This window comes from Alkanindiges hydrocarboniclasticus (genome assembly GCF_001982605.1).
Classification (GTDB): domain Bacteria; phylum Pseudomonadota; class Gammaproteobacteria; order Pseudomonadales; family Moraxellaceae; genus Alkanindiges; species Alkanindiges hydrocarboniclasticus.
This window is the reverse complement of sequence record NZ_MLCN01000023.1, coordinates 141435-165229: the sequence shown is the minus strand read 5'-3', so window position 1 is coordinate 165229 and position 23795 is coordinate 141435. Positions and strand designations below refer to the sequence as shown.

21 protein-coding genes and 1 tRNA gene are annotated in these 23795 nt (G+C 46.1%); 12 read left to right on the top strand and 10 right to left on the bottom strand.

Features of this window, described 5'->3' with window-relative positions:
- Window positions 1–12: 12 nt before the first annotated feature.
- From BKE30_RS09675 to glnE, 5 genes are all read right to left on the bottom strand, one after another.
- The gene (locus BKE30_RS09675) at window positions 13–1056 is read right to left on the bottom strand and encodes a glycosyltransferase (protein WP_076878385.1); all 1044 of its coding nucleotides are present in this window, start codon (window positions 1054–1056) and stop codon (window positions 13–15) included.
- Window position 1057: 1 nt separating this feature from the next.
- Window positions 1058–1876 (bottom strand): polysaccharide deacetylase family protein, encoded by an 819-nt coding sequence (locus tag BKE30_RS09670; protein ID WP_076878384.1) that lies wholly within the window; start codon window positions 1874–1876, stop codon window positions 1058–1060.
- Between the two features lie 9 nt (window positions 1877–1885).
- Window positions 1886–2830 carry a mitochondrial fission ELM1 family protein gene (locus tag BKE30_RS09665; RefSeq protein ID WP_076878435.1) on the bottom strand — a complete coding sequence of 315 codons (945 nt, stop codon included), beginning with the start codon at window positions 2828–2830 and terminating at the stop codon, window positions 1886–1888.
- A 77-nt stretch (window positions 2831–2907) separates the two neighbouring features.
- Entirely contained in the window at window positions 2908–3834 is a 927-nt protein-coding gene (locus BKE30_RS09660) for a branched-chain amino acid transaminase (protein ID WP_076878383.1), read from the bottom strand.
- 83 nt (window positions 3835–3917) lie between these two features.
- Window positions 3918–6665: a bifunctional [glutamate--ammonia ligase]-adenylyl-L-tyrosine phosphorylase/[glutamate--ammonia-ligase] adenylyltransferase gene (gene glnE / locus BKE30_RS09655; RefSeq protein WP_076878434.1), complete on the bottom strand. Its 2748-nt coding sequence runs from the start codon at window positions 6663–6665 to the stop codon at window positions 3918–3920.
- Between the two features lie 203 nt (window positions 6666–6868).
- Between glnE and BKE30_RS09650 the strand changes: the two genes are divergently transcribed.
- Window positions 6869–7621 (top strand): SIMPL domain-containing protein, encoded by a 753-nt coding sequence (locus tag BKE30_RS09650; RefSeq protein ID WP_076878382.1) that lies wholly within the window; start codon window positions 6869–6871, stop codon window positions 7619–7621.
- A 111-nt stretch (window positions 7622–7732) separates the two neighbouring features.
- Here BKE30_RS09650 and BKE30_RS09645 read toward each other — a convergent pair whose 3' ends face one another.
- Both BKE30_RS09645 and tgt read right to left on the bottom strand, forming a co-directional pair.
- Window positions 7733–8962 (bottom strand): GAF domain-containing sensor histidine kinase, encoded by a 1230-nt coding sequence (locus BKE30_RS09645; protein ID WP_076878381.1) that lies wholly within the window; start codon window positions 8960–8962, stop codon window positions 7733–7735.
- A 238-nt stretch (window positions 8963–9200) separates the two neighbouring features.
- Window positions 9201–10319 (bottom strand): tRNA guanosine(34) transglycosylase Tgt, encoded by a 1119-nt coding sequence (tgt, locus tag BKE30_RS09640; protein WP_076878380.1) that lies wholly within the window; start codon window positions 10317–10319, stop codon window positions 9201–9203.
- A gap of 209 nt (window positions 10320–10528) precedes the next feature.
- Here tgt and BKE30_RS09635 point away from each other — a divergent pair, with 209 nt between their 5' ends.
- Window positions 10529–11686, top strand: a complete 1158-nt coding sequence (locus BKE30_RS09635; protein WP_076878379.1) for a DUF389 domain-containing protein — start codon at window positions 10529–10531, stop codon at window positions 11684–11686.
- A 49-nt stretch (window positions 11687–11735) separates the two neighbouring features.
- Here the strand turns inward: BKE30_RS09635 and queA are convergent, their stop codons facing one another.
- On the bottom strand, window positions 11736–12770 hold the full coding sequence (queA, locus tag BKE30_RS09630) for a tRNA preQ1(34) S-adenosylmethionine ribosyltransferase-isomerase QueA (protein ID WP_076878378.1): 1035 nt from the start codon (window positions 12768–12770) through the stop codon (window positions 11736–11738).
- Window positions 12771–12908: 138 nt separating this feature from the next.
- Here queA and BKE30_RS09625 point away from each other — a divergent pair.
- Window positions 12909–12995, top strand: a tRNA-Leu gene (locus BKE30_RS09625).
- A 763-nt stretch (window positions 12996–13758) separates the two neighbouring features.
- Here the strand turns inward: BKE30_RS09625 and BKE30_RS09620 are convergent.
- Both BKE30_RS09620 and BKE30_RS09615 read right to left on the bottom strand, forming a co-directional pair.
- On the bottom strand, window positions 13759–13998 hold the full coding sequence (locus BKE30_RS09620) for a hypothetical protein (RefSeq protein WP_076878377.1): 240 nt from the start codon (window positions 13996–13998) through the stop codon (window positions 13759–13761).
- A 202-nt stretch (window positions 13999–14200) separates the two neighbouring features.
- On the bottom strand, window positions 14201–14446 hold the full coding sequence (locus BKE30_RS09615; RefSeq protein ID WP_076878376.1) for a hypothetical protein: 246 nt from the start codon (window positions 14444–14446) through the stop codon (window positions 14201–14203).
- 434 nt (window positions 14447–14880) lie between these two features.
- Between BKE30_RS09615 and BKE30_RS09610 the strand changes: the two genes are divergently transcribed.
- The 9 genes from BKE30_RS09610 to BKE30_RS09570 all read left to right on the top strand — a co-directional run bounded on the left by BKE30_RS09610 (window position 14881) and on the right by BKE30_RS09570 (window position 23694).
- Entirely contained in the window at window positions 14881–15810 is a 930-nt protein-coding gene (locus BKE30_RS09610; RefSeq protein ID WP_076878375.1) for an ATP-binding protein, read from the top strand.
- Window positions 15811–16476: a hypothetical protein gene (locus BKE30_RS09605; RefSeq protein ID WP_076878374.1), complete on the top strand. Its 666-nt coding sequence runs from the start codon at window positions 15811–15813 to the stop codon at window positions 16474–16476.
- Complete coding sequence (locus BKE30_RS09600; RefSeq protein ID WP_076878373.1) at window positions 16473–17090, top strand: DUF1367 family protein; 618 nt, start codon at window positions 16473–16475, stop codon at window positions 17088–17090. Before BKE30_RS09605 ends, BKE30_RS09600 begins: the two co-directional genes overlap by 4 nt.
- A 272-nt stretch (window positions 17091–17362) precedes the next feature.
- Window positions 17363–17536, top strand: a complete 174-nt coding sequence (locus tag BKE30_RS16020; protein ID WP_158073182.1) for a hypothetical protein — start codon at window positions 17363–17365, stop codon at window positions 17534–17536.
- The gene (locus BKE30_RS09590; RefSeq protein WP_076878371.1) at window positions 17533–18204 is read left to right on the top strand and encodes an ERF family protein; all 672 of its coding nucleotides are present in this window, start codon (window positions 17533–17535) and stop codon (window positions 18202–18204) included. Before BKE30_RS16020 ends, BKE30_RS09590 begins: the two co-directional genes overlap by 4 nt.
- A gap of 330 nt (window positions 18205–18534) precedes the next feature.
- The gene (gene lon, locus BKE30_RS09585; RefSeq protein WP_076878370.1) at window positions 18535–20958 is read left to right on the top strand and encodes an endopeptidase La; all 2424 of its coding nucleotides are present in this window, start codon (window positions 18535–18537) and stop codon (window positions 20956–20958) included.
- Between the two features lie 279 nt (window positions 20959–21237).
- Window positions 21238–21717, top strand: coding sequence for a 23S rRNA (pseudouridine(1915)-N(3))-methyltransferase RlmH (gene rlmH / locus BKE30_RS09580; RefSeq protein WP_076878369.1), 480 nt, complete (start codon window positions 21238–21240; stop codon window positions 21715–21717).
- Window positions 21718–22032: 315 nt separating this feature from the next.
- Window positions 22033–22809, top strand: a complete 777-nt coding sequence (locus BKE30_RS09575) for a DODA-type extradiol aromatic ring-opening family dioxygenase (RefSeq protein WP_076878368.1) — start codon at window positions 22033–22035, stop codon at window positions 22807–22809.
- A gap of 87 nt (window positions 22810–22896) precedes the next feature.
- Window positions 22897–23694: an META and DUF4377 domain-containing protein gene (locus BKE30_RS09570; RefSeq protein ID WP_076878367.1), complete on the top strand. Its 798-nt coding sequence runs from the start codon at window positions 22897–22899 to the stop codon at window positions 23692–23694.
- The last annotated feature ends 101 nt before the right edge of the window (window positions 23695–23795 follow it).

Here is a 23795-nt window from a genome sequence, read left to right as displayed (position 1 = left end):
CTGTGGTGTCCTTTATTTTAAACCGCTTAAACCCAGTTCCTGATAGACAGCAATGGTTTTGTCCAGCATGGCGTTAAAACTTAAATGATCTTGTGCAAACTGGTAAACCGGTTGGGTCAGGCTATTTAAGGTAGTCATATCTGACAGGTAAGTTGCAAGCAATTCATGCAGGGCTGTAATATTGTCGGCCTCACAAATCAGCGCTTGAGGCAGAACTTCTGCCACCATCCCAACATCAGTAGACAGCACAGGGGTTTTTGTCAGCAGGGCTTCAGCCAGGGTATACGGTCCACCCTCATTGCGTGAGGAAATAATAAACACATCAGACTGCGTCAACAGCGCCGTAATATCCTGCCGAAAACCCAGTAGTGTGATCTGACTTTCTAGCCCAAGGGTTTGAATCTTGGCCTGCAACGCTTGATAATCCGGGCCATCACCCACAATTTTCAGCGTGGCATCAATGCCCTGCCATGCCTCAACCAGTAGATCAAAACCCTTGGCTGTGACTAAGCGGCCAATAGCCAATGCCTGAATGGTTTGGCTGGATTTTTCAGGTTTAGTAAACCCGGATTGCGGGGTATCAATGGCAACGCCATTAAGCACTACCCGTACATTTTTCTGCTGTTCAAACTGTGCAGCCACTTGCTGGCTTACGGCAATAATCCGGTCAAATTGCATAAACGCCTTTAGCTTGTTTTTTTTATTGTGCAGGGTAGCCACAGCAGGAATATTTAGCCATTTTCGTAAAGGTGCAACCATGGCAACGGCTTTATTGGCCTGAATATGCAAAACATCAGGCTGGCTTGTTTTTATAGCCTGATAGAGCTGCCACAATACCAGTGGATTACGGCGGCTTTTTGTTAAATCAACTTCCAGAAACTGAATAGCCTGACTTAAGCGTTCCTGATATTTGGCATGGGCAATTACACTAACCGCATAGCCACGGTCCGCCAACCCATTGCTTAGCTCAACCACATGTTTTTCCAGGCCGCCCTCTTCGTCGCCAGCCATGACCAAGGTAATTCTTGCTTTGGCCTGTAGTGCGGTATTACTCATGCTAAATGCCTCGCTGCCCGGTACGCATGCGGCATTTAAACGCCAGCATATTGTCTTTGCCGCTTATCTTAATCCGTTTTAACTGCAAGAAATCCGGCTTGGGCAAAAGCTCATCCACCCCTTCAAGGGTAGTTACTGCTGTCAGGTAACCTGCCTGATCGGCAGCCTCAACATCGGCCTCGCTATAAATACCAAACGGATAAGCAAAACTGTTAATGGCCTGCCCGGTTTGCTGTTGCAGGATATAGCGGGATTCAGTCATTTCTTTTAAGCGTTGCTGGTCATCAATGGCAGCCAAGTTGGCATGGGTTAAGGTATGTGAGCCAATTTCTATCAGGCCGCTATCCACCAGTTCCTTGATTTGCAAATCAGAAAGTTTGGTTTCCTGTGCCAGCTCGCCCGTGTTGTGATGGGCTTTTTTGTAGCTGGACCAGTCACGCTCATGCCGGTCTACCACAACATAAATGGTGGCAGAAGCATTGTATTTTTTTAGGACGGGCAATGCATGAATCAGGTTATCTTCATAGCCATCATCAAACGTAATGGCAACTGTTTTATCTGGATGCTTGCCCCAGTTGGCACAGAGCTGATGCATGGTCACAAAGTGAAAACCCTGCTCGCTCAGCCATCTCACCTGCTGCTCAAACTGGACCGGAGTAACCCGCAACTTGTTAAACTTGGCCCCGGCAACATGCTCGCGTACCATGTGATACATCAGGATCCGCGGACGGTTCCAGTTCAGGTGCGGACGCCACCAGGCATAACGATGGCTAAACCAGCCAAGGCCAGCAACGATGAAAAAAACAACCCAGACACTCATGTTTGTTCATTAGCCCTGTAAATGATGAATAAGCCAGCGCGCTGCTCGGTCAGCTTCATTCAAAGTGATTTTATGCCCTGAATCAATGACTTTTTTACTTAAACTTTTGACCAGCCCCTGTGCCAGCAAATCATCGACTGCGCAGGTAATGCGATCCTGCTTAAGACGCGGCATTTGAATTAAATGTACCGTACAACCCGCGGTGAGTGCTTCATATAACATGGACACACTGTCTTCAGTTACCCATACCGTACTGGCCAGTTGTAGTTGCTCAAACAGCCAGCCAGCCGGCGTTTGCTCTACCGGATAAACCGTAATAGCGGAATGTTTTGAAGAGTGCAGTTGCTTTAGACATTCATGCTGTAAGAATCCAGCCGGTGTGCGGCGAGAAGTGCTTAAAATTAAGGACTCATGGCCATGCTGCTGTATAACGTGTTGTAACTGGGCTATCAGGTCTGCTTCTGACCAGCCATGCCGTTTGGATGGCCCGCCAATTAAAACCAGATTACGGCCAGCCTGATGGCGCTGCTCATTGGTCAGCGGATTTAAAACCCCTTCGGTGACCAGTACCCGGGCCTGTAGCGGTGGATGGTCATGTCTGGGAATAATCAGGTAATCAAACCAACCAAGTGGCAGGCTGGGCTGCATAAGAATAAGGGATTTAAGCTGTGGATTTTTGCGTTGCAGGATTTTTTTAACCAGAATGACTTTCCAGTGCGTGCGATGACCAACCCCGGCAATCAGGTCCGGCAGTGGCAAGGACTTGAACACTGTAGGCAAACGCTTCAGCAAACCATGGCTTAACCAGCAGAGCAACAAGCCAAACCATGACAACTGCTGCACTGCAATTTCAGTCAAATGAGCTGGACAGGATTGACGCTTAAGGCCAGCAACCAGACCCAGCATTTGTGCCCGGTGGCCTGCTTTACCATCACTGATGTAGCAGATTTGCATGGCGATTTCTACCTGCCTAAAACCAAAAAACCCAACCTGCCCAGTTAAAAATTCAGACAAGTCAGGTTTTAGGTTTATTAGGCGATTGGCGTTAACCAGTGACGGTATTCTTCGCGCTTACCAGTCACTGCTTCAAAGAAGATTCGTTGCAGCTGCTCGGTAATCGGGCCACGGCTGCCAATACCAATTGGACGGTCATCATATTCACGGATTGGCGTTACTTCTGCGGCAGTACCAGTCAGGAAAGCTTCATCGGCAATATAGACTTCATCACGGGTAATACGACGCTCAACCACTTTAATACCCAGATCAGTTGCAATCTGGATAATAGTTTGACGGGTAATACCGTCCAGTGCGCCACAGCCCAGATCAGGCGTGTGCAATACCCCATCCTTAACAATAAAAATATTCTCGCCAGCACCTTGGCACACAAAACCATGTGGATCCAGCAAAATGGCCTCATCATAGCCGCAAGCGGTTACTTCCTGATTGGCCAGAATGGACACCGGATAGTTGCCCACAGCCTTGGCTTTGCACATGGTAATGTTAGGCTGGTGATGGGTAAACGATGAGGTTTTGACCCGGATACCTTTTTCCATGCCCTCAGCACCCAGATAAGCACCCCACGGCCAAGCCGCAACCGCCACATGTACGGTATTGGTTTTGGCAGCAATTCCCAGTTTTTCTGAGCCAATCCAGGCAATCGGACGCAAATAGCAGGACTTTAAGCCGTTTTCACGCACGACGGCTTTTTGCGCGTCCATCAATGCGTCCAGATCATAAGTCACTTTCATTTGGAAGATACGGGCTGAATTCAGCAGGCGCTGGGTATGCTCGCGCAGTTTGAAAATGACAGTGCCCTGCTCGGTTTCATAAGCACGCACACCTTCAAACACGCCCATGCCATAATGCAGGGTATGGGTTAACACATGAACTTTTGCATCGCGCCAGTCAACCAGTTTACCATCATGCCAAATTAGACCATCACGTTCAGCCATACTCACGGCGTTGTTACTCCAAATTTTTACAAGAATTCTTTAAAAGCCCAGATATAAGCTTTTCTTTTAAAATGCAGAAGGACAACTGCTTAGTGATCCAGTCCTTCAATAGCGGCGGGATCAATCAAACGTTGCCATAATGTGCAAACGACCTTGCGGGTCTCAAACCAGTCGGCAGCATTGACTTGCATGGATTGCTGGGCAAGTGCTAGCCGGTGGCTTTCGGTACGTTCACGCAAGTACGCGGCAGTCAAGGCATCAGCATCGCTACGGGATAAGCAGCCTGCTGTTGCAGTGTCATTAAGGATGCGTACATTATCGGAGAAACGGGCGAGATCTGGATTCGTCCCGCTCCAAGCGAGCACTGCATACTGTGCCATAAATTCAATATCAACGATACCACCTGCGTCCTGTTTTAAATGAAAAATCCCGGCTTTTTGCTGTTCACGGCTTGAGCCCAGATGATCTTTCATTTTTTGTCGCATATCCCTGACTTCTGATTTTACCCATGTTTCATCGCGCGGGCGCGTCAGAATCTGGTGGCGAATATGTTCAAAACGCTGCCGAACCAGCAAATCCCCGGCAATACTGCGTGCCCGAACCAGTGCCTGATGCTCCCACAACCATGCACTTTTTTCCTGATAATGCGCAAAGGCATTCAGGCTGGACACCAGTACGCCGGCCTGCCCGGATGGCCGCAGCCGTGTATCCACTTCATAAGCACGGCCATCCAGTGTTTGCGTGGTCAGTAGTGACATCAGCTTTTGCGCCACCTTGACACAAAACTCCATGCCACTAATGGTTTTTTTGCCATCGGTGTCTGACTGCTCATCGACATCATGCAAAAACACCAGATCAAGGTCTGAACCGTAGCCCAGCTCAATACCGCCCAGCTTGCCATAACCCACCACCGCAAATGCTGCTGCATCCAGTGTGAGGACTTCGCCATTACTGCGTTTGGGTAGGCCATGCCGCGCATACACGCTGTCCAGCGCCAGATGTAAACTGGCCTGTAACACCACCTCGGCAATATCGGTGAGTGCATCGGACACTTTCATCAAAGGGCGCTCGGCCAGCACATCACTGGCTGCTACGGCCAGTACCTGACTTTTCTTAAATAACCGCAGCACGCGCATTTGCTCTTCAATATCATCCCGTTCTACCCGTAGCAGCAACTGGCGCAGGCTATCTTCCAGATCACGACGGGATGACAGCTCAAAATCCGTGGATAAAAACTCATCCAGCAACACCGGATAATGGGTTAATTCTTCCGCAATCCACGGGCTGACTGACACAATATCCACCAGCCGCTGCAAGGCGCCCTGATTTTCCACCAGCATGACCAGATAAACACTGCGTCTTAAAATACTTTCAACCAAGGGAATCAGGCGGGTTAAAGCCAGTTGCGGGTTTTGTTTTTTTAATAAAATCCGGGTCAAGGCAGGCCAGAAAGCATCCAGCCGCAAACGGGCGCTTTCCGGTAGTTTTTTAATGCTGCTACTGTTCCAGAAATTCTGCACAAGTTGCCATGCAGGTTCATCCACTTTTTGCTGCAAGGCACTAAGCGATTCTGAATTATTGTTGTTTTCTACCGTTTCTGTGCGGTCACTGATTAACTGGGCAAACTGCTGGCTTACCACCTGCCGCACTTGTTGCAAGGTTTGTAGAAAGTCAGGCCAGTCCTTAAAATGAAGAACCTGTGCAATACGGGCCTGAATTTCAGCCTGGGTGGGTAGCGCCTGGGTCTGCTGGTCATCCATCGCCTGAATGGCATGTTCCAGACGCCTTAAAAATAGGTAGCTTTTTTTAAGGGCTTCTACATCTGCCATTTCAAGCAGTCCGATCTCACCCAGCCGTTGCAAGGCAGTCAGGCAGTGCTTGACCCGCAGTTCACGTCGTGCGCCGCCATAAATCAGCTGGAACACCTGCACAATAAACTCAATTTCACGAATGCCCCCTGCACCCAGCTTGACATCATCTTCACTGTGACGACGCTGGACTTCGCGCTCAATCATGGCTTTCATGTCACGCATGGCCGCAAATGCGGTGTAATCCACATAGCGCCGATAGACAAAAGGCCGGGTCATATCCATCAGCAGTTGCCCAGCCTTGCCCCCGGTAATGGCACGCGCTTTAATCCAGGCATAGCGCTCCCATTCACGGCCATGCTGCGCCAGATAACGTTCCAGGGCCGCATGGCTAATGGCCAATGCACTGCCGTCGCCCCAGGGACGCAACCGCATGTCCACCCGGAACACAAAACCATCTGCGCTAACCTGATCCAGCAGGCGGATAACACTTTGCCCCCACTGAATACAGAATTGCTGGTTATCAATTGATTTTCGGCCATTGGTAGCACCAGATTCATCAAAGGCAAAAATCAGGTCAATATCACTGGACAGATTAAGCTCCTGTGCGCCCAGTTTGCCCATGCCAATTACGATTAAATCCTGCACCTGCCCGTCATCACCAATCGGCTCGCCATAACGGGCTACCAAAGGCTGCTTTGCCAGCACAACTGCGGAACGAATACAGGCATCGGCAAAATCTGACAACTCACGGGTGAGCTGCACCACACTCGTAAGTTCATTGGCATCCTGCCAGATCCAGCGCAGCATCAAGCGTGCACGCAGTTGCCGGGATTTTTGCATCCATGTGGCTTCATCCGTACAGCAACCAAGATTATGCTGCACCAGTGCATCAAGCTGTTCGGTCGTCAAAGTGGGTAAAAACTGGTCAATGGCATAATCCTGTTTCCACAGCTCTGGCAATTGCTGCATCACCTGCCGCGCATAGTTGCTGGCTGTCAGTGTGCGTTCCAGTTGCGCCGGATGAATCTCTACGGTGTTTTCCATTGTTATTTCTGCCATTGGATAATCCTTGCCCTCATTATTATCACTACCATTGCTTCATGAATACTACAAAACCACAGCTTGTCAGTGTGCTGCTTTAGTATGATGAATGCTATTTTTCAACAATCCCATTTTCAACAATTAAATAGCTTCACCCTGAATGAAGCGAATTCACACAGGAAAAAACCATGAATAATCATAGCAATAATTCTCCCCTGTTACCGTGGTTAAGTCTGGGTACCTTGCTGGCACTGGGTTTTATTATTTCGGCACTGATTTTAGCTTATAGTGCCAAGCAAGTGGCCAACTCACGTGAAAGCATTACGGTTAAGGGCACGGCTGAAAAAGCCGTTAAGGCCGACAAGGCACTGTGGAGCATTAGTATTACTGCTTATGCCGCCAGTGTTAGTGATGCCCTGCCCCAGCTTCAGCAGAGTGTAGCGCAGGCCAAAAGCCAGTTAATCGCCTCAAAAATCATTAGCGCCAGCCAGTTGCAGCAATATGACTGGACATCCGAACCAGTTTATCAGCGCGATGAACAACATGGTGAAAGCCGTATTGTGGGCTATACCCTGACCCAACGACTGGGTGCTGTCTTTAATGATGTCAGTATTCCAGGAAAACTCAACAATCTGGTTAACCAGATGATTGTTAATGGCATGACTGTTGAGCGCAACGACACGCAATATCTGGTGTCTAACATTGAAGGTATTAAACTGTCGCTGATTGCCGCAGCCACCAAGAATGCCCATGAACGGGCGCTGGAATTTGCCAAAAGTGGCGATGTTACCGTAGGCAATATGCGCTCGGCCTCACAGGGCGTGTTCCAGATTAATGCGCCACTGTCTACCGGTTCTGATGAATATGGCGGTGAATACAATACCAGCACCATTGATAAAATGGCCCGGGTAGTGGTTACCGTTAATTATGGAATTCAATAATTTCACAAAAAAACAGGCCTAAAAAAACGCATTCACCCAACTGGTAATGCGCTTTTTCATTGATGGCTGGTTGGCCGGCACGCAAGTTACCAGCCTACACCTGTACCATAATCAGGATAGCGGCGGACGATAGGGAATCATAATGGTAAATGTCGTGCCTTCATTGGGCTTGGCAGTAATCTCAACTCTACCGTTATTTTTTTCCACAAACTGGCGGCACAGCAACAAGCCCAGTCCAGTGCCTTTTTCACCATCAGTACCCTTAATGCTCTTGGGTTGCTGGCGCATAAAGAATTCCTTGATTTGCTCTTGCGGCATGCCAACGCCAGTGTCACGTACAGAAATATGAATTTCATTATCTACTTTTTGGGCAGATAAATAGACGTGGCCCCCATTATGGGTAAACTTAATGGCATTGGACGTCAGATTTTGCAGTACAGATGTCATCATGTTCAGGTCGACATATACTGTCAACTGAGGGTCAGCATCATTGTGCAAGGCCACATTTTTCTTCTGGGCCATCGCGCCCAGTACTTCAAATACCTTCTGGAATACCTGTTCAATCTGCACATCCAGCGGACGGTAAATAATAGCGCCACCTTCAGACATGGCCCATTGCAGCAGGTTTTCCAGCAAGCGGAATGTGGCATGTGCCGTACTACGCAGGTAACCGGCAATATCCCGGATACCCTTTTCATCAAGGTCGTCAATCTCGGTTTCAAGAACTTCTGAAAACCCCAGAATGCCATGAAACGGTGCTCGCAGGTCATGCGCAATAATTGAGAAAAACTTGTCCTTGCTGGCATTAATTTCTTTTAGCTTATCGTTGGAATCCTCAACTGCACGGTGTGACTTGCGCAGCTCAAGATGAGCCATGACCTGATGCGCCAGAATGCGCAGACCTTCAACTTGTGCTGGTTCCAGCTTGCGTGGCTTGGAATCCAGAATACACAGTGTGCCCAAGTGATGGCCGTCGCTGGTTTTTAAGGGTGCGCCAGCATAAAAGCGAACATTAAGGTCGCCAGTTACAATCGGATTATCAACAAAACGTGGATCAAGGCTGGTGTCTTCAACAATAAACACTTCCGGCTGCAATATGGCATGGCTGCAAATACTAAACTTGCGGTCTATTTCATCGCCACGGGGCACACCATGGGCTGACTTGAACCAGCTACGCTTGTCGTCCAGCAGGCTAATAATGGAAATGGGCACATTACAGATATTGGCAGCCAGTTGAACCAAATCATTGAAGCACTCTTCATCCTCAGTATCCATAATCTGGTACTGATGCAGGGTATGGATGCGTTCAGGTTCGTTGCTTGGCAACTCAGCCTCTATCATATTGCAATTCCTCGAAATGGTTTATTTAGCCGTGCGTATTTCTCTACGTCTTGTTATACCTTCCTTTGGTAAGGGTCGCATATTAACATTTAATTAATAAAACTTCATAAAAAAAATATAAGTCTACATTTTTAAAGTCTTTGATTTTAAAATGCAACATTATATGGCCCTTGTGTAAAAGGCCATATCATAAAAGCTAATTTAAAATGCATTTTAGGATTTAAGTAACTGATTATCCTTATTCAGCCATTTCCGGTACAGCTAATCCGCGTCGCTGATAAAAATCAGTTACAAAACTATCAAACTGATTGGTTTCAATTGATTCACGGATCATTTGCATCAGACGCTGGTAATAACGCAAGTTATGAATTGTACCCAGCATGGCTCCTAGCATTTCTCCACATTTGTCCAGATGATACAAATAAGAACGGGTGAAATTGCGGCAGGTATAACAATCGCAGTGCGGATCCAGCGCTTTCATGTCGTGGCGATACTGGCTGTTGCGAATGCGCACAATGCCATCCGTAATAAAATAATGGCCATTTCGGGCATTGCGGGTGGGCATCACGCAGTCAAACATGTCTACGCCACGGCGCACGGCTTCTACAATATCTTCCGGTTTGCCTACGCCCATCAGGTAACGGGGTTTGTCTTCCGGCAGCTTGGTTGGCAGGTAGTCCAGAATCTTGATCATGTCTTCTTTAGGTTCACCCACCGACAAGCCGCCAATGGCATACCCATCAAAGCCGATTTCAGTCAGGCCATCTAATGATTGCTGGCGCAGCTCTGGATACATGCCACCTTGTACAATGCCAAACAGCGCATTGGGATTGCCTTCAAACGCATCCTTGCAGCGCTTGGCCCAGCGCAGTGACATTTGCATGGAAGTTTGCGCTTCACTATAAGTGGCCGGATATGGCGTGCATTCGTCAAAAATCATCACAATATCGGAATTCAAAACTTTCTGAATTTCCATGGATTTTTCAGGCGATAAAAAGATTTTAGAGCCATCAATCGGCGAACGGAAGGTTACGCCTTCTTCCTTGATTTTACGCATGGCCCCTAAACTAAATACCTGAAAGCCACCCGAATCGGTCAGAATAGGCTTATCCCACTTTATAAACTGGTGCAGGCCACCATGCTCCTTGATGACCTCAAGGCCGGGACGCAACCACAAATGAAAGGTATTGCCCAGAATAATATGCGCACCAATGTCCTCAATGTCCCGTGGCAACATGCCCTTAACAGTGCCGTAGGTTCCCACGGGCATAAATGCCGGGGTTTCTACCACGCCATGATTTAATGTTAAACGGCCACGACGTGCACGCCCGGTTTGGGCAATTTTTTCAAATTTCATGAATTAACCTAAATGAATCCAGCGAAGAAACAGTTCACCGATTTTTAAACGACTTTTAAAACCAGACCCATATTGTCGTTGATTATACAAAGAAGTGCTAGCGCCTATATTTGAGCACAGGCAATATTAAGGTTATTCAGGCATTTAAAATCATGAGGCTTTCTAAACCTCAGGTTTTTTCCTTTTAGTGTTCAGGTAAAGCGTTAACTATGGCCCAAAACGACGAAAACATTGGCAATAAGGATGACTCCGATCCGACAATTATTATTTCTGATAATCCGGAACAGGATAAATACGAGTTATTAAAAGAGAAGTTACGTTATAAACAGGCCAAACGTGAAAACAATAAAAAAATTGACCATAAACAGGTTCGGCTGAATATTCAGGCCAATGCGCTGCCCAGCAAAACCTTTTTTATCATGAATACTCTGGCGGGCGTCATTGCAGGCTATGGGTTACTGGCCAACTCTCCGGCAGTGGTGATTGGTGCCATGCTGGTCGCCATGATGACTGGTCCAATTTCCGGTATTGCCCTAGCACTCATTGATAACCGCATGATTCTGCTGGGTACTTCGCTTAAAACCCTGCTGGGTGGAATTGGCCTGCTGGCTGCTGTGGGCATTTTATTGGGCGTGATTCATTACAACATGCCCATGAGTGAAGAAATACTAGCACGTACCCGCCCCAATTCTATGGATTTAATGATTGCACTGGCTGGCGGTGCGGCTGGCGCTTTTGCATCAATTTCAGCACGTTTGTCTGTGGCTGTGGTTGGTGTAGCGGTAGCCACTGCACTGGTGCCACCTTTGGTTGCCATGGGTATTTTGCTGGCACATTTTGAATGGAAACTGGCGCTGGGGGCGTTTATTCTGGTTTTTACCAATATGGTGGCAATTCAGTTTAGCTCATCACTAGTGTTATGGATCGCCGGTTTTCGCCGTGTAACTGATGAAGAAGTGGAAAAAAGCGCAATTGCTTTTATCAAACGCAATTTTGTTAGCCTGATTATGCTCAGCTTTCTGGCCGTTTATTTGACCTTAAACCTGCTGGGTACAGTAGAAAAACAACATTATCAAGCATCTACCACCAAACACCTTAAAGTTTTATTTTCCAAGCAAAACAATGTTATTGATCAGGTGCAGTATATTCCCTATAACAATTTCATATTAATCCGGGTCATGCTGCAAGGCGATATTGCTCCCAGTAAACAGGAAGTGCTGGCCGCCCAAAAAAGCCTGTCACCCGGCCGCAATGGTCTACCCGTTAAGCTTCAGGTGCGCTTTGCTCCGGTAACGATTATACAGCCCGAATTACTGGAAAACCTGTCACTAACCTCAAACGAAGCCAATTCACTGGCTCAGCAATAGCTGCGCCTTTTTCATCAAAAGCTGAACGGTTAACAAGCCCATTAAGCGCTTAGATTTTTTTATCAATTAACATGGCATCGCCATAACTAAAGAAACGGTATTGTTGCCTGATAGCATGTTCATAAGCCTTTAATACAGGATCACGACCTGCCAAGGCTGATACCAGCATCAACAAAGTTGATTCCGGCAAGTGAAAGTTGGTGAGCAAGCGATCAATCACCTTAAAACTGTAACCCGGATAAATAAAAATATCCGTTTCACCAGACCATGCCTTAAGTTCACCATGATTGGCTTTGGCAGCACTCTCCAGCGCACGGGTTGCGGTAGTGCCAACTGCAATAATCTTGCCGCCATTTGCTTTGGTTTTTGCAATCAGCTCAACGGTGGCTTGTGGGACTTCACCCCATTCACTGTGCATCACATGCTCGACAATATTGTCAGTACGCACTGGCTGGAAAGTACCTGCACCCACATGCAAAGTCACAAACGCTTTGTTAATCCCGCTTTGTTCCAGTGCAGCCAGCAACTCATCATCAAAATGCAGGCTGGCGGTTGGTGCAGCAACACTGGCAGCCTTGTCCGGGTTATGAAATACGGTTTGATAACGCTCGTCATCAGTTTCATCGGCGGCCCGGTTAAAATACGGTGGAATGGGTAACGCACCAAACTGCTCTAGCGCTGCTAATACCGGCTGGTTAAAGCGTAGCTCATACAGGTTATTTTGCCGCCCCGCTACCTGTGCTTCCAGTTGATCATTGGCCAGATACAAGGTCGTTCCGGCTTTGGGTGAATTACTGGCTTTGATATGGGCCAAAGCGGTATCTATACCAGTAATACGCTCAACCAATACTTCAACGGCGCCACCACTGGCCCGCCTGCCATGTAAACGCGCCTTGATTACCCGTGTATCATTCAGCACCAGTAAATCACCAGCTTGCAATAATTCCGGTAACTGCTTGATGGTGCAATCCTGTGTGTGCCCCTGCGCATTTAAATACAGCAGGCGTGATGCACTGCGTGTGGCCAGAGGATAACGGGCAATCAGCTCGTCCGGAAGGTCATAAGAAAAATCAGATAATTGCATGGGCACAGCATTACAGCCAAAAGAGCCGGAATTATAACGAATTGAAAAGTCAAAAACTAATCAAACAGCCTAAAAGCCGACCCATTGTGCTTGACAATAATTCTAGGGCCGCTAAGATAGCAACCCATAACTACTCCACCCGGGGTGGTGAAATTGGTAGACGCGGTGGACTCAAAATCCACTGTCAGAGATGACGTGTCGGTTCGAGTCCGACCCCCGGGACCATAATTAAAACAATAACTTATTAATTTTACTCATTTTTTTTAATTAATATTTTTACCTATACCAACTTATTTTTCTTAATTTTTACTGTGCACAATCGTTAGTGCAACTTAGCTTTAGATTACTTTTAACAAAATCAATTCTGAGTTTTAATAATTTCTGGCTATTAAGGTTATTATTTTATTTATTCAGGGCACCTATACAATAAACTTGAGACATTAAAAAAAGCCCACCGATAACGATGGGCTTTTTTTAATCTTAATTTAATAGCCTATTGTTTTCTTACGGTTAATAGTAATTTTATCACCACTTTGGCACACGCGATGATTCGGGTTAATCTGCTGGCCACGATGATTAATTGAGCCTGTGTTTCTAGTATTATTCGGATTAAAGCTATAACTAACATGATTAGCGTATTGAGTCATTTTTATGTAGCGCTTAAAAACTATGATGCTGATAAGCTAACAACTGTTTATGTTACTGACAAAGCAAGTTGTGTATTGTCTATTTATCCAGCAAAAATTAATTTTTTAATCTTTTTTTGCAAGCCCTTCATTTTATGTATGTTGTCTTTAACTGCTTAGAAATAAAACTTTACCTTCAAACTTTAAAATAAAGTTATTTAGGTTTAAAACACTTATTACTTTAATGAGCATTTTATAAAATATTTTAAAAGTATTGGAACGAGTCATATTGCTTAAAATAACTGATTTTTTTATTTGATGCTTTATTTTATAGTTGCCTAGATTCTATCCTTGCTGAGCTGTCAAACAGGTTTAATCGAATACGCAGGATTGGATGACTGTGGTGCTGTTATTTCAGTCTCGCCCAGTTGATGTTGCGTATCTTCCCCTAAAATCATATGTAAATCAGTGCCGTACTCATCTATAAATTGCTGGGCAGCATCGGCATAAGCATCTGGCTCGATGGTTTTGGTAAGGGTAGTTTTTTCGAGTGCCTCACGAATTTCTTCAACGATATGACTGTTTACATTTTGACTATTCATTACGCCACTCCTGATATGGGTAAACTAGTTTTTTAATCCTTTATTCCAGCACTGTTTAATAGCCCATACTTTAGTACTGCAAACTATTTATCCAACCGATAGGCTACTGTTTAAATTCTATAAATTTCTAAACAGTATTAAATAGCTTGCAGTCGCTTATAAGGTTATTTATTAAATTTAGGATAGTTAAACAGTCCAGGGATTAATCAGTCTGGTGATTAATACTGCCTATTTCCTTATGTTCGGGTTCATTATCTGTATGCTGGTCTGGTAGCTTGACGTTGGCATCCTGATTTTCCAGATGCGCATTTTGTAGTTGCTGTTGCCGCTCACCTTCAGTTTGCGGCTGATTAGGCTGAGGATGTTCAGGTAAGTTTTTATCCGCATTTTTATCAATAGCCTGCTGATCTGCATTATGCACATTGAAATTATTGTCACCTGCATTCATGGGTCGCCTCCGTCTTTACTTCAGTTAATTAGTTGAATCATTTCAACATAACCTAAAACGATAAGGCGCTATGTTGGGGAAACACTTCAAAGCACAGCTTTTTTATAATGCTGGGTCAATTCATGTAAAACACGTAACTTTTTAGCAAATTTACAGGGATTAATTTCTCCCATGTTCTGGTGCGTCACAGCATGACGCCAGCATAATCCAAAAAATACCAATGTTAATATAATATATTGATTATTAATAATAAATTTTATTCTACTACTGGCCTTGAATATCTCTAAAACGATTGAAATTGGTGAAATAAACACCATTTATTAAGTTCACTGCGGTGATTATCTGGGTTGCAATATGAAGAGATAAAACTTTTTTTAGCCAGAACACTATCGCATTTGAATACATTTTAAGCCTGAGTCTGAGGAGTACCAGAAATGGCATTAAGAATCGTCACTGCTGCTGAACCCATGCGCGTGGATAACCTGATTGTTTTTATTTATGGCGATCCGGGTATTGGCAAAACCTCACTGGCCTTTAGCGCCAAAAACCCGATTTTGTTCGACTTTGACCGGGGTGCGCACCGTGCTGGCAAGTTCCGTAAAGATACCGTGCCGGTGAGTAGCTGGGCTGATGTAGCTACCATTAGCAACGATGATCTGCAAGGTTATGACTCTATTATTATTGATACCGCAGGCCGCATGCTGGATGTCATTATTAGTGACTTGGTCAAAGACCAGAAAAACTGCCGTAAGAATAGCAAAGAGTTATCCATTCAGGGCTATGGTGCGCTCAACAAGCGTTTTAGTAGCTGGCTAAACCTGATTCGCTCGTTTGGCAAGGATGTCATTTTGCTGGCACATGCGGCTGAGGACAAAAAAGGTGATGAGCTGATTATTCGTCCGGATATGGTGGGCGGCAGTAAGAAAGAAGCCTACAAGGTAGCCGACATGATGGGTTATATGACCACCGTGCAAGGCGAACAGGGGGCTGACATCTCCCTGAATTTTTCACCGTCCACTTCACATCATGCCAAGGATTCCGGTGCCATTGGCAATATGATTTTGCCCGGTCTGGATAAAAACCCGACAGCGCTGGCGGATATTATTAGTCAGGCCAAGGATCATATTAATAGCTTAAGCGAGTTTCAGGCCGCTGCCTTGCAGGAGCTGGAACGCTATCGCAGTGAATGCATGGCTGCTGAAAATGCCGATGACTTAAATGACTTGCGTGAACAGTTAACCCCTGATCATTTGTATTTAAAGGAAATGCGGCAGGCACTGGATTTAGCCTTTAAGGGCTTAAGCCATAAAGTGATGTTTGTAGAAGGCGAGTTTGTCGATGATGTGCATGAGGAAGTGGCGTAAATGAACACTTTTGCCCATGCTCCCCTGCGCCTGTCAGTGACCATGCTCGACACTTATGTGCATGGCATGGCCAACGAAGACTTAAGCAGTGAGCAACTGGCGTATGAGCTGTTTGCCCGCAAAAAGCCCAGCCTTGCCATGCGGGTGGGCACCTCATTTCACCGTTTTCTGGAAAAGGGCCAGCTAGAGCCGCAATTGCTGGCCAAACCGGACAAACACGGCTTTCATTTTATTCTGCCGGATGATTTAAGCGGCACGATTGAGCTGGGGTCTGTTCGTGAGCAAATTTATGAATGGCCTATATTTGACGATATCGTGCTGGTGGGAAAGATTGATGCCGAAACACCTGGCAAGGTCATAGACCACAAGCTAACTGGCCGTTTTGACCATGAGCGCTATATGGATAGCCTGCAATGGCGTGCTTATCTGGCGATGCGGGGCAAAACCCATTTTACTTATCAGGTGTTTGAACATAGCGGCCTGCCGGATGTGCCGGATGCATTGGGTCATTACCCGGTGTTTATCAAGGATTATCACCGTCTGGATCAGTACACCTATGCTGGCATGCAAGATGAAATCAGGGATGTCGTGCGTGATCTGGCCGATTTTGCACGGCTGTGGATGGCTGAATTTCGAGATTCTGAAACGAGAGGAAAAGCAGCATGAGCGTAGATATGATGATGGTGTGCAATGGCCGTGCGCTGGTTCCAGCAACCGAGCATGACTATGCCATCATGCGACAAACCTACCGGATTGGTCAGGTGATCAAAACCGAAACCAAACGTCAGGCTGACCGTAGCCTGCAACATCACCGCCTGTATTTTGGTGGACTGATTGGACTGGTGAAAGATTACTGGGAACCGCAAACCGGGCTGGTACATCCGGCTGAAGCAAGGACAGCAGCGTCATTTTGCCATTACCTGCAAACCCGAGGCATTGACCTCTCAGCGGAACAAAGTCAGGCACTCCAGCAGGATTATCTGCAAAGGCTGACGCAAAAACGGGCCGCCAAGCTCATTAATCCGGTGCCTGCCAGCACTGCCGAGATTCATCGCTGGATCAAGATTGAATGTGGTTATTTTGACGTGGTGCGCCTGCCCGATGGCACTATTGAGAAAAAAGCCAAGTCAATTAGTTTTGCCAAAATGACACAGGCCGAGTTTAACGAGTTTTACAAGGCTGCATTTGGAGTGTGCTGGCGCTTTGTCTTGTCACGTCACTTTAACAATGAAGTAGAGGCTGAAAATGCCATTAATCGCATGCTGGACATGGCTGCATAGCCATCCAGTGTGTCTGGCAATGCTTTTTTGGATTCTAGATTAACGTCTACTTTTTTTAACTTATTGTCTTCAAGTCTTATTCTAAATCCTGCGATTTATTTAGCGACATTTTGTGTCGCAATCAATTTTAAAATGCTTGGATCAGTTAATTTTAGCCTCATTATATTCATAGGGAAAGCACTATAAATAGTCCTGAATTTCAGGATAGCGTGCTTTTAAATATCAGGCTTGCACGCCTATGGCGATATAGGTTAATCCAGATCACGATGAAAATGATGAATGTAAATACGCTGGCGTGGCTGGATGAGCTGACCAAACCTGTGCCAGAACATCAGCAGTCCCAGCGATTAAAGCGGCCACCCAATGCGCGCTGGCTCCAGCGTAAAAATGCCGAGCAGCGGGCCATATCCGATATTGGTTTTATGAGAATAAAGGTGAACAAATGAAAGTTTATCAAGCAATCAATGCAGTGCAGCGCGCGCTGTCAAAAGAAGGGATTTCCAAGGACAGAATGGCCAGCGGTTTTGGTGCGGGCTATGCATTCCGCGGTATTGATGATGTCTACAATACTTTAAGCCCGTTATTGTCTGAACATGGCCTGGTGATTATTCCCCGCTGTGTGGAGCGGCATGAATCCCAGCGCCAGAGTGGGCCAAAAATCCTGTACTTTGTGGTGGTCAAAATGGAATTTGACTTTGTGTGCGCCGAAGATGGCAGCAAACACACCGCCTGTACCTATGGGGAAGCCATGGATTCTGGCGACAAGGCCACCAACAAGGCCATGTCAATTGCCTATAAATATGCCTGTTTCCAGACCTTTGCAATTCCAACTGAAGGCGATAATGATCCGGATGCTACTATTCATGAACCAGCACCGGCCAGAAAGCCCAGCCAGAAACCGGTCAAGCAGAATATGCAAGGCACTGACAATGCGCAGAACAGTGCCAAGTCACTGCCCAGCATTCTGGCCGATATCCAGAAAGCTGCTGATGTCACTGCCCTTGCCGCTATCCGTGATTATGTGGCGGCACGGCCATATAGCGATGTTGATGTTGGCGAAATCAAGAATGCGCTGAAATCACGTCATGACAACCTCATGCACCGTAAGGTTTAATCAACCCCTGAATTGCATTGAAAGTATCTTCAAGAAAAGCATTATCAAGCGGCCTGAGCGATTGGTGCATAGGTCGCCGTAATGAGCCTTGAAAAGAGTTTTGACAAGCCGATTTTTTGAACAGCTCCATCTGCTTATCTTTTAAAAATTTTGTAGTGTTGCGTAATTTAATTCTGACTAAAACCCTTGGATTTACAGCAGATTAAGGGTTCAATGAGTCAAAATATGAACACTACTCCATGATTTTTCAGGAAAAGCACTTGTTTTTTTCTCAAAATGCATCACTAATGACATATGACAAAATCATTTGTCACTCAGTAGGAGTGCCCTATGTCCGAGACAACAATTCAAAATCCAACTCTTCCAGTGGAAGGTAGCCTGCCTTTACTGGCATTACGCGATGTGGTGGTTTATCCACACATGCAGATTGCTTTATTTGTGGGTCGTCCAAAGTCCATCAATGCAGTCGAAGTTGCACGCGAAAATGACAATCTGGTCTTTGTGGTTGCCCAGAAAGATTCGCTGGCTGAAGACATCGACAATGACAACCTGTACCACTATGGAACAGTGTGCCGTATTGTTCAGGTCGTTAATCATGAAAATGATGACAACTGCATTAAAGTGTTGATTGAAGGCTTGTACCGTGCCCGTCTGGATACGATTGTTGAACTAAACGATTATATGCGTGCAGAAACCACAGCCGAGCCTGTGCCTGTAGCATTGAGTCCCGAGCAGCAAAAACAGCAACGGGAAACCCTGCAAGCGCTATTTGGCCAGTATGCTGAAGCCAAGCTACGTAATGCACGTGAACTAAGTGCAGCGGCTGAAAAAATTGAAGACCTGCTGGAACTGGTTTACTTCATTGCAACCCGTGCGCCTTTAGCGATTGACGTAAAGCAGAAGTTTCTGGAAGAAGCCAATATTACCGATCATGTTAAAGAACTGATGGAATATTTAACCCAGCAGTCTGAAGAACAGCAGATTGAGCAGAACCTGCACGAAAACGTGAAACGCCAGATGGAAAAAAATCAGCGTGAATACTTTCTCAATGAAAAAATGAAAGTGATTCAGCGTGAACTGTCTGACATGAATGGCGGTGGTGATGATGATATTTCAGAAATTGAAAAACGTCTGGAAGAAGCCGACCTGCCAGAAGATGTACGCAAAAAAGCCGATGCTGAATTCCGCAAGCTGAAGTCCATGCAGGCTGCGTCCAGTGAAGCGGCTGTGGTACGTAACTACCTCGACTGGATTTTAAACACGCCATGGAAAAAAGCCAGCAAGGTCAGCATCAAGCTGGATAAAGCCCAGCAGATTCTGGACGCTGATCATTATGGTCTGGAAGAAGTTAAGGAACGCATTGTTGAGTTTCTGGCAGTTCAGTCCCGCGTTAAGCAATTAAAAGGCCCGGTATTGTGTCTGGTTGGCCCTCCAGGTGTGGGTAAAACCAGTCTGGGCGAGTCCATTGCCAAGGCAACAGGCCGTGAGTTTGTGCGCATGGCACTGGGTGGCGTGCGTGATGAAGCGGAAATCCGTGGTCACCGTCGTACTTACATAGGTGCGATGCCCGGCAAGATTGTGCAGCATTTGTCAAAAGTGGGTGTCAAAAATCCGCTATTCCTATTGGATGAAATTGACAAGATGGCACAGGATTATCGTGGTGATCCGGCCTCTGCCTTGCTGGAAGTACTTGATCCATCACAAAACCATAAGTTCAATGATCATTATTTAGATATGGATCTGGATTTATCTGAGGTGATGTTCATCTGTACAGCCAACAGCATGGATATTCCTGCGCCGTTACTGGACCGTATGGAAGTAATTCGTCTGCCCGGCTATACCGAGGAAGAAAAGGTCAACATTGCAGAACGTTACCTGATTCCTAAAGCCATTAAAGCCAATGGCCTAAAGGAAAAAGAGCTAACTGTGGAAGAAGGTGCGGTGCGTGACCTAATCCGCCGTTATACCCGTGAAGCGGGCGTGCGTAATCTTGAGCGTGAAATTTCCAAAATTTGCCGCAAAGTGGTGAAAGAAGCTGTAACCAGTCGTTCAAAAAACATACACATTGATATCAATGTAAATAACCTGAGCGAGTACTCTGGAGTCTATAAGTTTGACTTTGGTCAGGCTGAAGATGACGCCCAGATTGGCCGGGTCACCGGTCTGGCATGGACCTCAGTAGGTGGTGAATTACTCACCATTGAAGCTGCTGCTGTAAAAGGCAAAGGTATTTATACTGCAACCGGATCACTGGGTGATGTGATGCAGGAATCTATCAAGGCAGCCATGACTGTGGTACGTACCCGTGGTGACCAGCTGGGCATTCCCCATGAACGTTTTAGCGATACCGATGTCCATGTGCATATGCCTGAAGGTGCAACTCCCAAAGATGGCCCTTCTGCGGGTCTGGCATTAACCACGGCACTGGTATCTGCCTTTACTGGTATTCCGATTCGTGCTGATGTGGCAATGACAGGTGAAACTAACCTACGCGGCCGTGCAATGCGAATTGGCGGGCTAAAAGAGAAACTTCTGGCAGCTCACCGTGGTGGAATCAAGCTGGTTCTGATTCCGGAAGAAAACATACGTGATCTGGCCGAAGTGCCGGATAACGTAAAAGAAGGCCTTGAAATCAGAGCCGTGAAAACGATTGATGACGTGTTGCCAGCGGCTTTGGTGCATATGCCAGAGCCACTTGCAAAAGCGCCCATTGTTTCAACAACAGTTGAAAGCGATAAAGCTGCACGTCATTAATAGTCAACATTGCTTATTGATGACTTTTGGTGAATAGCCAGGCTTCTCGCTTATCGGTCGCCCATCTGTGATCTCCAGGCAGATGGGCTTGGTTGGCAGTCCAACACCCCTTTTGGACTGCCTTTTTTTTGCGTGCTGTTTTTGCTAGTTTATTGTTTTTACTATTTTCTTGTTTTTACTATTTTCTATAATTACAAAACCTTGAGCCTTTCTTTTGTCAAAACTGCCTAGCAAGCGCTGTGTTAAAATACCGGCTTTATCGCTGCTATTTTTCAATTTATGAAAATCAGAATTTTGACCATTGGCCAGAAGATGCCGGACTGGGTACAAACCGGTTTTGATGATTATTTCAAGCGGATTCAACCCTTTGTACAAACCCAGATTATTGAATTGCCCATGGCAAAACGTGGCAAAAATGATTCTGATACCGATATCCACAAATATTGTGTGCAAGAAGGCAGTAGCATTTTGCAAACGCTAAAACCGCAGGAACAACTGATTGCGCTGGAAGTCAATGGTCGGCATTTAACCACAGAGAAACTGGCCACTACCATGCAAAACTGGATGCAGGAAGGTCAGGACATTGCATTGGCGATTGGTGGGCCAGATGGCCTGTCTGATGAAGTAAGGCAAAAGGCCAAGTGGCACTGGTCCTTGTCCGATTTGACCCTGCCGCATCCCCTGGTACGTATTGTGCTAATTGAGCAGCTTTATCGCGCCATGACTGTGATTAATAACCATCCCTATCATCGTGCTTAATGGTGTGATGAATACTCCTAGCAATTGGCTTTATAGAATCAGTTTAAAGATTAGTTCCTGATCTTCAAAATTTAGTTTTCAAGCATGCTGCTTGTTGCTTATCGTTGCTGGATTGATAACAATCTGTTGCAACCCGATGGGTTTAAATTTGTGGGCATGGCCTGCATTATTAGGCTTTAGTCAGTATTGCATCGCTACTGTTTTTACTGGTTTAGTCAAACCTTTGTTGCAGTGCAAAATCCGACTCGAGCCCTTGCGCTTAAATACGCATAAGGTTGATTTTGCCCTGCTAATTTTCACACTTCTGAGCACACTATGAGTATATCTACCCTGCCCGGCTTATTTATTTCCCATGGTTCACCCATGCTGGCGATTGAGCCCGAGCAGGTGGGGCCAGCCCTGCATCGCCTGTCAATTAACCTGCCGACACCTCGTGCCATTGTGGTGATGTCAGCACACTGGGAAAGTCAGGCGCTGGAAGTCAGCACCAGCAGCCGCCCTGAGACATGGCATGACTTTGGCGGTTTCCCGCGTGAGCTATACCAGATTCGCTATCCGGCACCGGGTGATATCCAGCTGGCTGAACGTATGATTCAAATGCTGGAGCAAGGTGATATGCCAGCCCATGCCAATAGCTTGCGGCCACGCGATCATGGCGTATGGATGCCTTTGCTGCACATGTATCCCGATGCTGAAATTCCTGTAATACAGATTTCTTTGCCCAGCCATTTCAGCGCAGCACAGATTTATCAGGTAGGACAAATTTTAGCGCCATTACGCGATGAACAAATCCTGCTGATTGGCTCTGGCAGTATTACCCATAATCTGGCAGAACTGAGCTGGGCCGAAGAACAGGCCAGCACGCCGGAATGGGCATCAGGTTTTCGCAACTGGGTGGTGCATCAACTCAGCAATGATGATTTTGCTGCGGTACTGAACTGGCAGCAAGCCCCCCATATACAACGCAACCACCCCACCCTTGAGCATTTATCACCATTATTTTTTGCTATGGGTACTGGCCCGCGTTTTAGTTTGGTGCATTCCAGCTTTAGTTTGGGTGCACTGGGTATGGATTTGTACCGGTTTGATTAAAAAACAGCAGATCATTAACCAAAGCCATGCAATACATTCGCGTGGCTTTTTTATAATGGGGCATTAAGAAACTGATGAAACCCAAATATGAAAAACGCCTTAATGCTTGCAATGAGCCTGTCACTGATTGCCTGTACCCAATCTGGCCTACACAACCCTAAAGCCAATATGTCTGAAATATCTACCACATTATCTCCTAGCAGCACTGTTTTGAGCAGCTATACATGGCAACTGGTGCAGGCTACCAATCAACAGGGTCAGGCCATCAATGCCCTGTTTGTGCGACAGGATAAACCGGTTAGCCTTCAGTTTAAGGATAACAATATTGGCATTTTGAACACTTGCAACCACATGGGCGGTGCCTTCACGCTTAAAGCAAATGTGTTAACAGTCAGCAATCTGGTTTCTACCATGATGGCCTGTGATGCACCAGTAAACCAGCTAGACACCTTAATGGGCAAGCTGATTGAAGGTAATTCTACCCTCAAGATTACCAAGGCCGACTCACAACCCCAATTAACCCTAATTAGTGCATCAGGTGACATGCTGGTGTTTAAAGGCATTGCCACGCCAGAAAGCAAATATGGTGCTCAGGCTGAAACCATTTTTCTGGAAGTTTCACCCAAAACACAACGCTGTGATGCAGGTGTGCGCCAGATGCAGTGTTTACAAGTACGACAAGTCAAATACAATGAACAAGGCTTAAAAAACTATGTATCCAGCGGCTGGGAAAACTTTTATGACTCCATTGAAGGCTATGAGCACAGCAATAACGAACGTGTGATTATCCGGGTTAAAAAATACCCTGTTAAAAATCCACCTGCTGATGCATCCAACGCGGCGTATGTGCTGGATATGTTTGTTGAACGTGAACAGGTTAAATAAGTTTTAGATTATTTGGCAGTAACGTGAAGAAATGGCGTCGTTGCAATAGGTTGCATACGCCATTTTTTTAACTTAAATTTTTAGTCGGTTGATGTTATACA

What these genes read in the sequence shown, in the direction of transcription:
- BKE30_RS09675 (WP_076878385.1), bottom strand. Translation starts at nt 1,056, where the DNA reads ATGAGTAATACCGCACTACAGGCCAAAGCAAGAATTACCTTGGTCATG.
- BKE30_RS09670 (WP_076878384.1), bottom strand. Translation starts at nt 1,876, where the DNA reads ATGAGTGTCTGGGTTGTTTTTTTCATCGTTGCTGGCCTTGGCTGGTTT.
- BKE30_RS09665 (WP_076878435.1), bottom strand. Translation starts at nt 2,830, where the DNA reads ATGCAAATCTGCTACATCAGTGATGGTAAAGCAGGCCACCGGGCACAA.
- BKE30_RS09650 (WP_076878382.1), top strand. Translation starts at nt 6,869, where the DNA reads ATGAATAATCATAGCAATAATTCTCCCCTGTTACCGTGGTTAAGTCTG.
- BKE30_RS09645 (WP_076878381.1), bottom strand. Translation starts at nt 8,962, where the DNA reads ATGATAGAGGCTGAGTTGCCAAGCAACGAACCTGAACGCATCCATACC.
- tgt (WP_076878380.1), bottom strand. Translation starts at nt 10,319, where the DNA reads ATGAAATTTGAAAAAATTGCCCAAACCGGGCGTGCACGTCGTGGCCGT.
- BKE30_RS09635 (WP_076878379.1), top strand. Translation starts at nt 10,529, where the DNA reads ATGGCCCAAAACGACGAAAACATTGGCAATAAGGATGACTCCGATCCG.
- queA (WP_076878378.1), bottom strand. Translation starts at nt 12,770, where the DNA reads ATGCAATTATCTGATTTTTCTTATGACCTTCCGGACGAGCTGATTGCC.
- BKE30_RS09620 (WP_076878377.1), bottom strand. Translation starts at nt 13,998, where the DNA reads ATGAATAGTCAAAATGTAAACAGTCATATCGTTGAAGAAATTCGTGAG.
- BKE30_RS09615 (WP_076878376.1), bottom strand. Translation starts at nt 14,446, where the DNA reads ATGAATGCAGGTGACAATAATTTCAATGTGCATAATGCAGATCAGCAG.
- BKE30_RS09610 (WP_076878375.1), top strand. Translation starts at nt 14,881, where the DNA reads ATGGCATTAAGAATCGTCACTGCTGCTGAACCCATGCGCGTGGATAAC.
- BKE30_RS09605 (WP_076878374.1), top strand. Translation starts at nt 15,811, where the DNA reads ATGAACACTTTTGCCCATGCTCCCCTGCGCCTGTCAGTGACCATGCTC.
- BKE30_RS09600 (WP_076878373.1), top strand. Translation starts at nt 16,473, where the DNA reads ATGAGCGTAGATATGATGATGGTGTGCAATGGCCGTGCGCTGGTTCCA.
- BKE30_RS16020 (WP_158073182.1), top strand. Translation starts at nt 17,363, where the DNA reads ATGATGAATGTAAATACGCTGGCGTGGCTGGATGAGCTGACCAAACCT.
- BKE30_RS09590 (WP_076878371.1), top strand. Translation starts at nt 17,533, where the DNA reads ATGAAAGTTTATCAAGCAATCAATGCAGTGCAGCGCGCGCTGTCAAAA.
- lon (WP_076878370.1), top strand. Translation starts at nt 18,535, where the DNA reads ATGTCCGAGACAACAATTCAAAATCCAACTCTTCCAGTGGAAGGTAGC.
- rlmH (WP_076878369.1), top strand. Translation starts at nt 21,238, where the DNA reads ATGAAAATCAGAATTTTGACCATTGGCCAGAAGATGCCGGACTGGGTA.
- BKE30_RS09575 (WP_076878368.1), top strand. Translation starts at nt 22,033, where the DNA reads ATGAGTATATCTACCCTGCCCGGCTTATTTATTTCCCATGGTTCACCC.
- BKE30_RS09570 (WP_076878367.1), top strand. Translation starts at nt 22,897, where the DNA reads ATGAAAAACGCCTTAATGCTTGCAATGAGCCTGTCACTGATTGCCTGT.